Source organism: Shewanella sp. NIFS-20-20, assembly GCF_019209865.1.
Lineage (GTDB): Bacteria > Pseudomonadota > Gammaproteobacteria > Enterobacterales > Shewanellaceae > Shewanella.
In genome coordinates this window covers 1-14,610 of record NZ_JAHUTT010000084.1, presented here as the reverse complement: position 1 = coordinate 14,610, position 14,610 = coordinate 1, and the positions used below count along the sequence as shown (strand labels likewise).

The following is a 14,610-nucleotide window of genomic DNA, read 5'->3' as shown; positions in this document are numbered from 1 at the left end:
GACGATTGATATGAGTACGCGCCAAAGCTTCTGAAAGTTGCATAAAAAAATCCGATGACAAGGGGTCATCGGATTTTGATCCTTTCAGTGAGATCGTCAAGCGATCTGTCTTAACTGATCGGCATTATGCAAATGCAGGCTTTTTGTAACTGAACGACACGCTACAGCAAGCTCACATTAAAGCGAGTTTGACTGACAATATTACTGGGGGTCGTTGCCGTTATCGTCACCAAAGCGCTGCCGCCATTGCCATTGTGGGTCAACACAAAGCTCGTATTGGTACCGCCTTGGCTATTGGTGTTCGGTACCTGATAACCGTCGAAACTAATGGCACCTAAGCTCGATGTCACCGTCACTACCGTACCTGCCGGTAAAATCTGGGCTGGCGTTGAGGTATCGGTCAAATTGACCATAAAACTTCGACTGGCCGTGGCGGCAAGGGTTGGCGTGATCAGCTGACCGCTAGGATCCACCAGCGTACTGCCGTCACTGCTGACCGTCATTAAGGCTTGAGATCCCGCCATGGTCATGATTAACGCTTTGCGGATATAACTTTTGCTCGCAATCCCTTGACCACATAGGCTGCCTTGGCATTGCGGGCCATTAAATAAGCCATCACCCACTTGATAGGTAGTACTGCCGGCCAAATTAAAATACGGCTCACCAGAGTCATGACTAGCATTTTCATTATCATCACGGAATGGGTCGCCCAAATCACTAAAGCCAGCACTATGGTAGGTATCGATATCCATGCCATTACCAGAACAGGCAATTTCATTGGCCGATGGATCTAAACAGGCATCGACAATCACCCCGCCGTCGTCGGCATCAAAGATATTATTTCCATTAGTATCAAAGAAGGTTTCATGGCCCAGCGCGTAGGCCAAAATGGTAATGCGATTATCCTGAACTCGAGGTTCACTTGAGGTCCACACCACGCTACAGCGGCCATTGAGCGTGACACAACTCGGCTGAATTTGGCCGCCCTCAGTGGTGAAATTAATGCTGGTATCATCTGGGACTGGGTTAGCAAAACTATCGGCCGCATAAGCCGTAATAGTGACTTCATTGCCATTCATTGAGCCGGCTTCAGGATTCGCCAATGACGTGGATAAACTAAAAGCCAATTGTTGCGGCAAGCCGGTATTGACCGTCAACTGCTCTGACTGGCTACTGATCTTCGTGCCGGTGTCGCTATCGGTGGCAGTGGCCGTGACTCGCACCGGAGTAGGCACTGTGCCGGATAACACTCTGACACTGACTTCGCCGAGCGCGTTACTCAAACCGCTAGCGCTCGTCGCCCCATTGGCAAAACTCAAGCCGCCGACTACAGTATCGAGGCTGAACTCGACCGACTGCTGGCTGGCCGGTTGACCATTAGCACTGAGGACTTTAAAGGTCACTAATGAACTTTCACTGCTACCAGTCCCGCCAGCCCCTTTTATCCGAATGGTCTTAGGCTCAGCCGAAATAAAACTGAGATTGGCGAGGGTTTGGCGGGCTAACGTGAATGGCAGCGTTGCCGCAAGGCTCTGACTACCGATAACCGCATTGGCGGTGATCACATCATTACGCTCAGTGTTCCCGCTACAGCGGCTATCCTCAAAGGTCGCCATGGCATCACCAGACACACTCGTCACTGGCGAGTCTAATTTGGCATTACCACCGCTGGAGCAATCAGAGCTAAAGCTCACTGACGTTGGCGCTTGTAAACGGCTAATGACCCCTTGGGGATCAACCGTCACTAAGGTGGCGGTCAGGCCAAAACTGCCACCGGCACTCACGAGATAACGACCATTTCTGTCTGGCGGTAAGCTAGTGCCTAACTGGCCAGCTATAAACTCACCATCGGCAAAATGCCCCAGCTGAATTTGATTACTGTCCTCGACAGCATCATTGCTGAGCACTTCAAATAGGCTGCTCGTATTGAGGGTTCGACCATCGAGGGTAACGCTAGCCCCTAAACTGCTGGCGCCAAGGTCGGTGACCGTGGGCGTAAAGGGCACTTGGGCCAAGCCGCTACTATTGGTTAATGCCGTCGAGGGCTGCAATGTCGCGCCGCCCGCGGTAAAAGTGACTAATGCATTGCTAACGGCTTGATTTTGATCATCCGTGATTTGGGCTTGTAGCTGCACCGTGTCACCGACTTTAATGCGCGTCACCGCCATCCCATTTTGCTCAATGCCGCTATGCAACTGGAAAGTTTGTCCGTCACCGCTGGCCGCGGTAAATTCAAAATTCGCCGTGGCTGTCAGTAAGGTGCCTGTCGAGCCAGTGTAATTGACCGTCACGGTCCCAGCACCTTGAGTCGCATCGCTGTTACTCAGCACAACCTCGGCCTGCCCCTCGGCATCGGTGAGTTTAGTGGTGGGCGCGACACTGCCAAAGGTTGAAGTAAAACTCAATAATTGGCCGCTGTTGGATGCCTCATTGCGCGTTAGCCGAGCCACCACACAGAAACTACTGCCGCTAGTAAAGCTGATGTCTGTGGTTGCCGCACCACACACACCTTGTTCATAAGAGTGAAAAGCAATGGTTAAACTATCGTCCCCGCTGCCAGCATTATTTTCATCGCTTGGGCCATTGCAAGCTGTCAGTAAGACGATTGCAATTAATGCCAGCACATATCCTTTAGCGAAGGAGATAATCCTCATATGTTCATCCTTGTAAAAACATAATCGTTATTCTTGAATTTCAGTCCGTAAATATTTCACTAGTTCTTTTGCTGATTTAGATTCACCGCCTTTAGCCAATTCCTTATTGCTTTGGCGAACTAACTGCCGCAATTTTTGACGATCCAGTTGCGGATGCGCCTCTAATAAGGCTTGAACTTCACTGTCACCTTCAGTCAATAAACGCTCTTTCAGTTTATCGAATATCTGCAGTTGTGCGGCTTCGTTATTGTTTTTATTCAACACTTTATCCATCGCCAAACGAATAGGCTCAGGATCGACCGAACGCATCACTTTGCCAATATACTGCAATTGACGGCGATAGGCCTCGGTATTGGTTTTAATGCTTTTTGCGGCTAACACGCAATCTAATACGCGCTCTTCCAAATCCATTTTTGCCAACTGAGACTTACTCAAGCTCACCAACTGCTTACCTAATTCCTGGAATGCCTCTGATTCGCGCTTAACCCCAGTGCGACTAATATAGTCATCATCATTATCATAGGGTTGTTTAAAATGTTCGGAATCGCCAACAATATTCATCTATAAAGCCTCTAAAGTAGTTACTGGCTAATTCTAACACTCTGTGTGCATCTTCGCCTCTGTATTCTCAGACAGAGATAGCTGCTGTACAGCTTTTAACCACTAGTGCAATCAATCAATTAGTCAGTGCGTCAACCCAGTTATCTTTGTTATGCTTAAGCTATCTTCTATTTTTGAAATGAGAGTGGCTGTGTCAGACACCAGAATCGAAACCCAATTAGATGCCCTTAAAGAGGCGGTTGCCATGGCGTTGGAATATGCCAATCAGCTCGGTTGCCAAGCGGCAGAAGTTGCCATCAGTAAGCAGCAGGGTTTATCGGTATCAACTCGCCTTCAAGAAGTCGAAACCGTTGAATTTAATAAAGATGGTGCCCTTGGCATCAGCTTGTATCGCGATGGCTGTAAAGGCAGTTCATCCACTTCGGATTTAAGTGCTGACGCCATTCGCGAAGCGGTTAAGGCCGCCGACAATATTGCCAAGTTTACCTCAGCCGATCCTTTTGCCGGTCTCGCCCAAGCCAATTTAATGGCTAGTGAGTTTCCTGACTTGGACTTATACCACCCCCACGATGTCTCACCTGAGGTCTTAGCCGAGATGGCCTGCGCCGCTGAAGAGGCGGCCCTCAATATTGATAGCCGCATTAAAAACTCTGATGGTGCCAGCGCCAATGCACATACTGGTATTAAGGTCTATGGTAACAGTCACGGGTTTCTTCATGGCTATGCGTCATCGCGCTACAGCTTAAGCTGTGTGGTTATCGGCGAAGATGCGCAAGGCGATATGCAGCGCGATTATGACTACACAGTGTCGCGTCGCTATGATCAGTTACTCGATCCCGCTAGCATCGGCGTCCAAGCCGCCAATAAGACCTTAGGCCGCCTTGGCGCTCGTAAGATTGCCACCGGACAATTGCCGGTGTTATTAGCGCCCGAAATTGCTACCGGCTTAATGGGACACTTGGTCGGTGCTATTAGTGGCGGCAGCCTATATCGCAAATCCAGTTTCTTATTGGACGCCCTCGATAGCCAAATTTTCCCTGAGTGGTTCTCCATCCAAGAACAACCCCACTTGCTGGCCGGATTATCCAGTGCTCCCTATGATAGCGAAGGCGTGGCGACCCAAGATCGCGCCATTATTCAAGATGGGGTATTAGCCACTTACCTGTTAACCAGTTATTCGGCCCGTAAATTGGCGATGAAAAACACCGGTCATGCTGGCGGAATTTATAACTGGACCTTAGCTGACACCGGCCAAACCTTTGATGAACTGATCGCCCGAATGGGCACAGGTCTGATAGTCACTGAAGTGATGGGCCAAGGGGTTAACATGGTTAACGGTGATTACTCCCGCGGTGCTGCTGGTTTCTATGTGGAAAACGGCGTGATCCAGTACCCAGTCGAAGAAATTACCATCGCTGGCAACCTCAAAGATATGTTCAAAAATATCCAAGCTGTCAGCTGTGATCGCGACTTGCGCTCCTCGATCCGTACTGGGGGAATATTGCTAGGCAATATGAAGATTGCCGGCAACTAAGCTCACTTGGCACTAAGTTCGCGAAAAAAAGGCCACCAAGTTATCTACTTGGTGGCCTTTTTGCTATGCTGCATTGCACGGCTCAACGATTGATTTGATCGCCGTAAACTCGGAGCAAATATGCGTAAACGTCCAAACACTCAGGCTGAACTCAGCCACGACACTGGCCGCGGTACCATTCAAGATAATGCCCTTAAAGCATTAGTGACCAGTCCACTATTTCGAGCGCGGGTTGAGAAACCCAAAAAAGGCAAAGGCGCCTATCAACGCCAAGCCAGTAAAAAGGGGCATCAGCTGCAGGGCGATGCCCCTTTTGACCTCTGGGTGGTCAGGGCGCATAAAAAAAGCGAGCTTGCGCTCGCTTAATGTCATCATCAGCAGATATTAGTCTTGTAGCTGCACGATTTCAGCCCACAAATCATGCTGATCTGAATGGGTGATCACCGCGCGCACTAACATACCGGGCTCTAATTCAGTTTCACCGTTGATAAACACCATGCCGTCGATTTCAGGAGCATCGGCATAACAACGACCAATCGCGCCCTCTTCATCCACATCGTCAATCAACACATCTAACTCGCGACCGACTAAACGCGCCAAACGTTCTGCACTGATCTCGGCCTGAACTTCCATAAATCTGTGGTATCTATCTTCTTTAACTTCTTCACTGATAAGCTCAGCTAACGTGTTAGCCACCGCCCCTTCCACTTCGGAATACTTAAAGCAACCGACGCGATCGAGTTTAGCCTCACGTAAGAAATCCAACAGGATCTCGAAATCTTCTTCAGTTTCCCCCGGGAAACCGACAATAAAGGTCGAGCGGATCACTAAGTCAGGACAGATATCGCGCCAGCGCTGAATAGCTTCTAGTTGACGGTCAACTCGGCCTGGACGCTTCATCATCTTGAGGACGCGCGGGCTGGCATGCTGCATCGGAATATCCAAATACGGCAAAATTAATCCCTCGGCCATGAGTGGGATCAAGTCGTCTACCCATGGATACGGATAGATATAATGCAAACGCACCCAAGCGCCCATTTTACCAAGATGCGTCGCCAAGCTGGCAATATCTTGTTTAACAGGCATGCCATTCCAAAAATCCGTACGCCCGCCCTTATCTTTACCATAGGCCGAGGTATCTTGGCTCACCACGAGGATCTCTTGTACACCCGACTCAACCAAGCGCTTGGCTTCATCAAGAATACTGCCCGCAGGGCGACTGTCTAAATCACCACGCAGCTCAGGAATAATGCAGAAGGTACAGCGATTATCACAGCCTTCAGAAATCTTTAAGTAAGCATAATGCTTCGGGGTCAACTTAACCCCAGTTTCTGGGACCAACGACAAGAAGGGATTGTGCTCAGGTTTAGGCACATATTGGTGCACATGCTTTAGCACTTCTTGATAGCTGTGAGGGCCAGTAATTTCTAAGACATCAGGAAAGACTTCACGAATGGTGTTTTCTTTCGCGCCTAAACAGCCAGTCACTAAGACTTTACCGTTTTCTTCCAACGCCTCTTTAATGGCGTCCAACGACTCCTCAACCGCAGCATCGATAAAACCACAGGTGTTCACTATGACTAAGTCGGCATTGTCATAACTATTGGTGACTTCATAACCATCGATCCGTAATTGGGTCAAAATACGCTCTGAGTCAACCAAGTTTTTGGGACATCCTAAGCTAATAAAACCGATACGATTACCGCTGGCTTGCGTGGTGGTTTCACTAGCCGCAATCGTTTTGGCTGGGGTATCAAGCGTAGTCGTCTGCTTGGGGTCAAAGGTATTCACTGTCATGGCATCTCACTGGCTATCAAAGCAGCATCAAAAAAGTTCGCGGATTATACCTGATGCAGCTCAAAGGTACATAGGGCTTGTACGAAAAACAGCCAAACACACCTAATTACGCTTTACGCACTTTCGCCTAGACATGTTATAAGTAACCTAACCACCTGTTCGTCTCACTCAATTTTGCCGCTGGCTATACCGCGGCTCTTTAAGGGAATAGACCGATGAAATTAACTCAATTGACCGGGATAATCTTCTGCTTGGCAGCCCCCATAACCCTTGCTGATACCCCAGATTTTGCCCATTTAATCACTCAAGGCCAGGCCCAAATTCATGCGCAGCCTGATAGCGCCATTTTGCAAGTCACCGTCAGCATCGTTGAAGATGATGCCAAAGTCGCCAAAACGGCCTCCGATATAGCGGTTGTCGCTTTTACTCAGCGTCTCATTGATGCAGGGATCAGTAAAGAGGATATCAATAGCGCGAATTTAGATTTACAGCCCCGCTATGAATACCACACCAATGCGCCCCGTAAGCAAGTTGGCTACCAAGCAAACCGCACCGTGACTGTCACCGTCAAGCAGTTATCTCAACTGAATAACATCCTTAATTCCGCCATCGATGACGGTTTAAATCGCATTGATAATATTGAGCTAACTACGAGCAAAATGCCGCAACTGCAGCAACAAGCGCGCCAAGCGGCCATCAAGGATGCGCAAACTAAGGCCGAGGATGTGGCCCAAGGATTCGGTGCTAAGTTGAACGGTGTATGGCAAATTACTTATATGGGCAGACAAGCCGCACAACCAGTATTTATGCGGATGAGATCCCAAGCCGATAGCAACAGCACCGATGCTAGCTACCAACAAGGCAAGATTAGTGTGACGGATTCGGTGGAAGTGATCTACCGCATTAAACCATAAACAGAAGGTGGCTTAGCCTGTGATGGGCTAAGCCACTGACAAGCCGCTAGCCGTCTATGAGATCGTATTCTTGACGCAAGACGTTAATAATTTCAGCGCGGGGGTTATTTGATAACGTCAGCGGCTGGCCAATAATTTTTTCGGCAATGGAGGTATAGGTTTTTGATGTTGCCAGCATGGTCTCGAGGGCAAGTTCAGTATCTCGAGCAAACGCTTCACGCTCACTCATGCGGTGCTTATTCAGTAAGATATCCGGGTCCGGAAAACTGGTGAGCAACATTTGTCTGAAACCTTCTTTCGAATTCTCAACGATATGACCATCGCGGTAGGCCGCGCCATCCCAAATCCGTGATGAATCAGGCGTACCGACTTCATCCATATAAATCAATTTAGGATCACCCATCTTATCGGTGACATAGCCGAACTCAAATTTAGTATCGACAAAAATTTGATCTAGTTTTTCAAGCTCAGCGCGGATCACTTCGAAGCCTTGCTTAAGTAAAATTTCATAGACATCAATATGTTCAGGTTGTTTAAAACCAAAAGCCAGATAGTTAGCTTCTAAATCGGCGCGACTCACATTGACATCGTCTTGTTCAGGCACGCCAGGGATGCCAGATAAAATGCCTTTGGTGGACGGCGTGATCAACAATTCAGGTAACTTTTGGTCTTTCTGCAAGCCTTCCGGCAGGCGAATGCCACAAAATTCGCGTTCACCTTTTTCATAGGCACGCCACATAGAGCCGGTAATATAATTGCGGATAATCGCTTCGACTTTGATCGGTTGTGCTTTTTGCACAATCCACACCAATGGGTGCGGAACGTCAAGGATATGGCAATCTGCTAAGCCTTTTTTAGCAAATAATGAAAACCAATGATTAGCAATGGCGTTTAGCGCAGCGCCTTTACCTGGAATGCCTTGCAGGCCTTGCTCGCCGTGGAAAATACAATCAAAAGCAGAAATTCGGTCACTGATCACCATGATGGCTAACGGGGTGTCGGCCGGCACATCATAGCCTTTTTGTGCGATAAGACGGGCACTATCGGCAGCGGTTAACCAATACACACTTCTCACTTTGCCACTATGAACGGTTTGGTCTGTACGTATGGGTAAATCATTATTTACAGCAAGCACTGTCTCGGCGAGTCTCATCATAACGTCCTATTAACGCGGCAACGCAGTAGCAATAATTTCTGTTATAGCCACTGCAAAAAAATTGCAATTTAGGCAAGTAGGTGATTATTTTACCCGTTTATGAAGCATTTAACATAAGCCATCGCCACGCTAGGTGTTCGTTATTTGGGAATCAGAGTTTAGTGCTTTACTGAGGTTACATCACGAGACTAGCGCCGGGCTCTCAAGCGTTCAGCCAATAAGCGCCATAGATCCCAACTACACCATCCAAGGGCAGCGATAAATCCTGGGACAATAACATAGCCCAGCAATCGATACTCGTGCTCCGCCAAGCCTTGCGCATAATGATAAACAGTGGATGAAAAAGCAGAGATATTGGCATCTTGGGGCAGCATTCCCCAACCAATAAATAGTAAGAACACAGAGAGATACAAGGTTTTTGCTAAGCCGTTCATAGTGAAATCATCGCTTAAGGTGATGGATCGCACTATAATCCCTTGCTTGGTCAAAATGTTTGCACTAGATCATAATTTTTCAATGGCACGCAAATAATTAACTTGCTGTTATTTAACATGAAAAATTAATATAAGGTCGATGAGTTCGCCCGTGGTATGACCAGCAAATAGCGCCGAGGGATCCGCAGCTTATGCTGGGCGGTCAGGCTCACACTTGCTGTCACCCTAACCTAACCTGGGCGAAGTGTTATTTGTCATTGTCGGAAGACAATTCAGTGGTTAATAGCGATTTGATATAAAATTTTTCACTGAGCTTTTCATCAAACAAGGTCAGCAAGTCCCAACTTGTCCATCCCAACGATAGGATAAACCCAGGCACAACCAAGTGAATGATAATTTGCATTTCAATTTCACTGATCCCTTGAGTATGTTCATAGACAAAATGCGTAAAGGGATCGACCCCCTCACTGTGCGGTATAAAGCCCCACACAATAAAGACAATGAAAATGCTCAGGTATAATACCTTAACTAGCCATGCCATAACTAACATCCTTGATACGAGATGTTACATTCTATAGTGCTCACCTAAAAGTCGCGAGTGATCTAGATCACACAAAATGTAAACGAAGATTAACTTTGACGCTGATAGGAGCATTGATGATTAACGTCTTGCATCTGGGATGTGACGCGAAAAGCCGGCGCACGCTTAGGTCATGCCAATTAATGAGCCAAGCGCCATCGGCGCTAGCGCGGCGCTGAGTCTCAAGGTATCTCGGGGCAGAGTCATACCTTGAGCTTGATTAAGGCGCGCCAAAGAAAGGATTAAAGTGAAACAGTTTGGTATTTGGTCCACATGATGAAATTACCCATGCGCGGCACTATCCATACTGCGGTGTTATCGTTTTGATAGAGTCGATAAAAATAAAGTTCATCATCTAACACATCGTGTTTGCGAATTTGCCTAAAGAAATGCACCGCTGAGCTACTGATTTCATCTGGGCGAGTCAGGGACTTTTGATTGACCTTGATATGGAACACCTCCGCCTTCATCCCAGAAATCGACCGATTATACTGCTTAAAGCTGCCGCGAATTTGCGATTTAATCGGGGTAGTCAAACAATCTTGATCGGTCACACACGATGAAAAGTAAAACTGGCCCGACGCCGTTTCACCCTCGTCATATATCAGCGACATGGTGATATCATTACGAACCAATAATTCGCCAGCCACTGGGAAGTAGACATCGCCGTGGTAATTATGCTCAGTAATGGAGCCCCCGCTAAAAGCGGTTTCCGGAATGGTAATGCGGTTATAGCGAATGCGGCTTTCCAGCACTTGAGTCAGTGGGATAAACTCTTGCATATTTACGCCGGCAGGACGGCTATCGATGGTGGTGATATTGATTATCCCTTCGCCATCGCAATGTTCATAGGAGTCACCTGGGCATAGGGCCATCGAATAGGCATTTTTATCGGCTAAGGCAAAGCTACTAAAACTTGGATTACCTGCAATTTGATTCCCTTCAGGCGCAATATGCTTTTGCCACCATGAGGGATGGAGTTGTTCCATACCATTACGATAAATCAGTTTCGCTTGCGTCTGTTGGCCACCAATAACCAGCGGCACAGGCGCGCCGCCACGCCAATTGGCACTGTGTTTAATAATGCCGTGCAAATCACACTGATACCATATCACCGCGCCAATCAAAGCGACCAATAAAATGCCGGATGCCTTAATGGATAATGACACGTTAAGCACGGCTTTTTTAATCGATTGCGGATCTGCCAAGGCCACCATTTTGACATTGCTTTGCTCGCTAATGTGCAATTGATAGCCACGGCGCGCCATGGTTTTTAATTGGACTTCGGGATAGGGTTCCAATTTTTTGCGTAAGGTACTGACACACTGGGTCAAGGATGTCGGAGCGACCACGCGCTCAGGCCAACCTACCGCCAGCAATTCTTCTTTAGTTAAGATGACGTCGGGTTCGGCCAGCAATCGTGCCAATACTTCGGCTTCCGAGAATGTCAAAGCAATGTGGGCGCCACTGACATGGTCAACCAGGCATTTGCCCTGCACATCCAAGTTCAAATATGGAGTCAGTTGTAACAGCTTTAAATCCCCCACAACATGGCTTGTTGAGTTTTTGTAACCTTCATTAGAGGGAGTTTATCTCGATAGTTTTTGATTGTCTGTGACTACTCGCTCAATCCGAGATATCAAGTAACATCTTGATTTTAAATAACTGAAGATGCATATCACATTTTCAAATGTTAAGATTTATAACCATACTTAAGCCAGCGGTTATCTCTTTAGAGATAGATCATAAAAAATGATTTTTTGATCTATTTACAGGCGTTTAACTGAAAAGCGCCAGTAACATATGCTCATGACGGCCAACAACCAAGTCAACATACCGCCATACAAGCTCACTAGGTTAACCCCTAATTGTTGTAAACTGGCCAAGCCGGACTGACCTTGACCTGCCAAGGCTGGGGTCGCGGCCAAATTAAGGCTACGGAATAAATCCGCTGGGTTCAGTAAAATGGCAAGATTGATCCACTGCCTGTCTAAGTGATCGGCAAAAGTCACCACAGTGGCCAAAATGGCCAGGTCATACAGCAATACAAACACAAACCACAGCAATAACAGCAAGCCTAATGCCTTGGCTTTCTCGCGCACGCTTAAACTAACGCTGTAACCTAACACCACAAAAATCATCGCCAATAACCAGCTACTTATCAAAAAATGACCAAACGCAGCCAGCACCTCATGAGTGCTCGCTTGGCCATAATAAGCAGTGACTAACGCACAACTGCCAAAGGCGATCCCCAAGGCTAAGGCCAATACGGCTCCGTGCCCTAGCCACTTACCTAAGATCAGCTGCCATTTATTTAACGGGTAAGTGAGTAATAACAACAAGGTGCCACTTTCTTGCTCGCCAACGAAACTGTCATAGCTCAGTAATATGGCTGCCAGTGGCAATAACAATAATGATAAGCTGACTAAGGCCGCCAATTGATGGCCCAATCCAGGCAACAATTGACTGCCTTGGAGCACACCACCACCGAAACTGATGGCAAAGGCCAGCAATGCAAAGACCAACGTCATCATCCATAACCAGCGATTGCGCAGGTTATCAGCAAATTCTTTGATGGCTATGGTCAGTACTATCGATTGCATGCATGTATCTCCAAGCCCGCGGTGTCATCAAAACGCGGCAGTTTCGCCATAAAGTGGTAAAACATATCACTGAGTGACAGTTCACCTTCACGCCACACAATGTGAGCACTCACTTGCGCCATGGCACTCATTAAACTTTCATCCATCGCATGCGGTAATTGTAAATATTGGCCATGCCAATACGGCTGAAGGGCGGCAAATTGTGGTTGCTGCAGGACGCGTGTTACGCCGTCAATATCCACCTCCAGCGGATGTAACCTCACCGGCAATTGATTGTGTCGCCTTAACGTCGACAAACTCCCCGCCGCCAACATCTGCCCTTGGCCGATGATCAATGCCTGATCTAAGCGCGGTTCAATTAAACTCAGCTCATGAGTACAGATCACCACCGCGCAACCCGCGCGGGTCAACTGCCCCACCTTGTCATAAAGGAAGGCCGAGGCCAAAGGATCGAGGCCGACCGTCGGTTCATCGAGTAATAATAAATTGGGTTGTTCGAGCAAAGCTTGCGCCAACCCCAGCCGCTGCCGCATGCCTTTTGAGTAGGTCCGAACGGGGCGGGATTTGGCGTAATCCAGTTGAAATTCGACTAATAACTCATTGACCCGCGTGGCGCCAACACCTTTAAGTTTGGCCAAATAGCGCAGCACATCTTCGCCACTCATATTATCGTAAAAACTGACATTTTCGGGTAAATAGCCGATGCGTAACGCCCCGCGCTGCCGGCGTAAATACGGCGCCTCGCCAAACACGTTCAACTGGCCAGAGGTCGGGGCCATCAAGCCAAGAATTAACTTGATTAAGGTCGATTTACCAGCCCCATTGTGGCCCAGCAAAGCCAAGAGTTTACCCGCCTCCAACTCAAAGCTTATATTAGCTAAGGCATTAAAATTCTTATAATTAAAGTTCAACTCATCGGCTTTAATCGCGATGGCGCTCATAAGGTTTCCTCGGGTAGACGCTGATCCAGACGATGGGCATGCATTAAGGGGGCACTGTCACGTACGCCTTGACCGGAGGCAGGAGTAAATTGTTGTTCTAGCCAACGCAATAAGGCCACCACCGGACTATCGAGCAATAGGGTCAGTTCCGGATAGAGCCAGAATAATCTATCGAGACTGTCATTGGGTTGATAGGGCAAATCACCGAGCCCATCTTGATTAAAGTCCCAACCTTGATAGCCGCTCCAGTAGTTACCTTGGCCTTGGTAACTCCACTCGAGCAAGGTGTCGCCCACGTATTTAACCGCGGCGTGATTATCAATAAATTGATTGAGCCAGACGCGGTTACCTTCGCCGCCCATGGCCATGTTGATACCGGTATCATTGGCTTGAAACAGGTTACGGTAAATAACATTGTCCTTGGCGCCATAGATAAAGATACCTTTACCTTCCGTCATCAAGGCCACCTCCCCTTTGGGGTTTGTGGTCTCAAACACTTGATTATTATTGAGCTCTGACTTATGAGTCAGATTGAGCAAGATGCCAAAGTCACTGGCATTCCACACTTGGTTGTGGTGTAAGTGAATATTATTGGCACTCATCAAGGCATAGCCACCATCGACCCGCCGGGCCTGATTATGCCAAGCTTCATCATCTTGGGTATACATGTAATGTATGCCGTATTGCTGATCACTAAATTGATTGTCCCAGCTGCGGCTACCGCTGACATTTTCCAGATAAATGCCATCACGAACATGCCGGATATGGTTACCATGCAGCTGTGGTTCGGTAACATAGTTGAGGTAAATCCCATCGCCGCGATCGAGTTTGTGCGCGCGCTCATTGCCCTCAATCTGATTCTCAGCAATCTCAATCTTATTGACTTCGTCGGCGCGAATGCCAAACCCACCACCACGAATGATATTGTGGTGCAGGCGAACATTGTCACTACCCGCCTCGACCAAGATGCCGGCATCCCTGTCATAAAGAGAAGCGCCAAAGTGGCTGATAGTCAGCCCAGACACCCTGACATTCTTAGCGCGAATGGTTAACGCGGCCCCTCGCCCCAAGGCATCCAGCTGCGCGCCTGGCTCAGCCCGAATCGTGAGCGTTTGCGCCACCACAAAATGGCCTTGATAGGTGCCAGGTTGCAGCACCAGTTCATCATCGGCCTTGGCTGTTGCCAAGGCATGTTGCAAACTTGGCCCATCGTCCACAGTCCAAGTCGCCGCCGCTAGGCCGCCTGCAAATAGCCATGACATCACCAAGCAGAGATAGCGCATCGCTTAAGGCTTCACCGCCAAGAGTTGGCGTTGTTGATCAAATAGTTCACGTAACGTACTGATCTAATGACACTTACTCTAATTACTCAACTCGGTAACTAACAGGCATACCTAGTCTTATGACTTTGTTCATTGCCTTGACGTTAGCTAACA

Annotated in this window: 13 protein-coding genes; 3 read left to right on the top strand and 10 right to left on the bottom strand. The window is 48.0% G+C overall.

Annotated features, from left to right (window positions below):
- Nucleotides 1–161 precede the first annotated feature (161 nt).
- The gene (locus KU855_RS17745; RefSeq protein WP_218532367.1) at nucleotides 162–2,654 is read right to left on the bottom strand and encodes an Ig-like domain-containing protein; all 2,493 of its coding nucleotides are present in this window, start codon (nucleotides 2,652–2,654) and stop codon (nucleotides 162–164) included.
- A gap of 27 nt (nucleotides 2,655–2,681) precedes the next feature.
- Complete coding sequence (yjgA, locus tag KU855_RS17740) at nucleotides 2,682–3,215, bottom strand: ribosome biogenesis factor YjgA (protein ID WP_218532365.1); 534 nt, start codon at nucleotides 3,213–3,215, stop codon at nucleotides 2,682–2,684.
- A gap of 190 nt (nucleotides 3,216–3,405) precedes the next feature.
- Here yjgA and pmbA point away from each other — a divergent pair, with 190 nt between their 5' ends.
- Together pmbA and KU855_RS17730 are read left to right on the top strand one after the other, a co-directional pair.
- Entirely contained in the window at nucleotides 3,406–4,749 is a 1,344-nt protein-coding gene (pmbA, locus tag KU855_RS17735; RefSeq protein WP_218532363.1) for a metalloprotease PmbA, read from the top strand.
- Nucleotides 4,750–4,869: 120 nt separating this feature from the next.
- On the top strand, nucleotides 4,870–5,115 hold the full coding sequence (locus KU855_RS17730) for a ribosome alternative rescue factor ArfA (RefSeq protein WP_218532361.1): 246 nt from the start codon (nucleotides 4,870–4,872) through the stop codon (nucleotides 5,113–5,115).
- Between the two features lie 18 nt (nucleotides 5,116–5,133).
- On the opposite strand, the gene rimO is transcribed toward KU855_RS17730, so the two are convergent.
- Nucleotides 5,134–6,546: a 30S ribosomal protein S12 methylthiotransferase RimO gene (gene rimO, locus KU855_RS17725; RefSeq protein WP_218532358.1), complete on the bottom strand. Its 1,413-nt coding sequence runs from the start codon at nucleotides 6,544–6,546 to the stop codon at nucleotides 5,134–5,136.
- 215 nt (nucleotides 6,547–6,761) lie between these two features.
- Here rimO and KU855_RS17720 point away from each other — a divergent pair, with 215 nt between their 5' ends.
- The gene (locus KU855_RS17720; protein ID WP_218532348.1) at nucleotides 6,762–7,460 is read left to right on the top strand and encodes an oxidative stress defense protein; all 699 of its coding nucleotides are present in this window, start codon (nucleotides 6,762–6,764) and stop codon (nucleotides 7,458–7,460) included.
- A gap of 46 nt (nucleotides 7,461–7,506) precedes the next feature.
- Here the strand turns inward: KU855_RS17720 and KU855_RS17715 are convergent, their stop codons facing one another.
- The 7 genes from KU855_RS17715 to nosD all read right to left on the bottom strand — a co-directional run bounded on the left by KU855_RS17715 (nucleotide 7,507) and on the right by nosD (nucleotide 14,457).
- Nucleotides 7,507–8,613: a phosphoribosylaminoimidazolesuccinocarboxamide synthase gene (locus KU855_RS17715; RefSeq protein ID WP_218532371.1), complete on the bottom strand. Its 1,107-nt coding sequence runs from the start codon at nucleotides 8,611–8,613 to the stop codon at nucleotides 7,507–7,509.
- Nucleotides 8,614–8,804: 191 nt separating this feature from the next.
- Nucleotides 8,805–9,083 carry a hypothetical protein gene (locus tag KU855_RS17710; protein ID WP_218532345.1) on the bottom strand — a complete coding sequence of 93 codons (279 nt, stop codon included), beginning with the start codon at nucleotides 9,081–9,083 and terminating at the stop codon, nucleotides 8,805–8,807.
- Nucleotides 9,084–9,297: 214 nt separating this feature from the next.
- Nucleotides 9,298–9,591 carry a hypothetical protein gene (locus tag KU855_RS17705; RefSeq protein WP_218532336.1) on the bottom strand — a complete coding sequence of 98 codons (294 nt, stop codon included), beginning with the start codon at nucleotides 9,589–9,591 and terminating at the stop codon, nucleotides 9,298–9,300.
- A gap of 281 nt (nucleotides 9,592–9,872) precedes the next feature.
- Nucleotides 9,873–11,162 (bottom strand): helix-turn-helix domain-containing protein, encoded by a 1,290-nt coding sequence (locus tag KU855_RS17700; protein ID WP_218532369.1) that lies wholly within the window; start codon nucleotides 11,160–11,162, stop codon nucleotides 9,873–9,875.
- A 237-nt stretch (nucleotides 11,163–11,399) separates the two neighbouring features.
- Nucleotides 11,400–12,233: an ABC transporter permease gene (locus KU855_RS17695; protein ID WP_218532334.1), complete on the bottom strand. Its 834-nt coding sequence runs from the start codon at nucleotides 12,231–12,233 to the stop codon at nucleotides 11,400–11,402.
- Complete coding sequence (locus KU855_RS17690; protein ID WP_218532332.1) at nucleotides 12,221–13,174, bottom strand: ABC transporter ATP-binding protein; 954 nt, start codon at nucleotides 13,172–13,174, stop codon at nucleotides 12,221–12,223. Before KU855_RS17690 ends, KU855_RS17695 begins: the two co-directional genes overlap by 13 nt.
- Complete coding sequence (gene nosD, locus KU855_RS17685; RefSeq protein ID WP_218532330.1) at nucleotides 13,171–14,457, bottom strand: nitrous oxide reductase family maturation protein NosD; 1,287 nt, start codon at nucleotides 14,455–14,457, stop codon at nucleotides 13,171–13,173. Before nosD ends, KU855_RS17690 begins: the two co-directional genes overlap by 4 nt.
- Nucleotides 14,458–14,610: the final 153 nt, after the last annotated feature.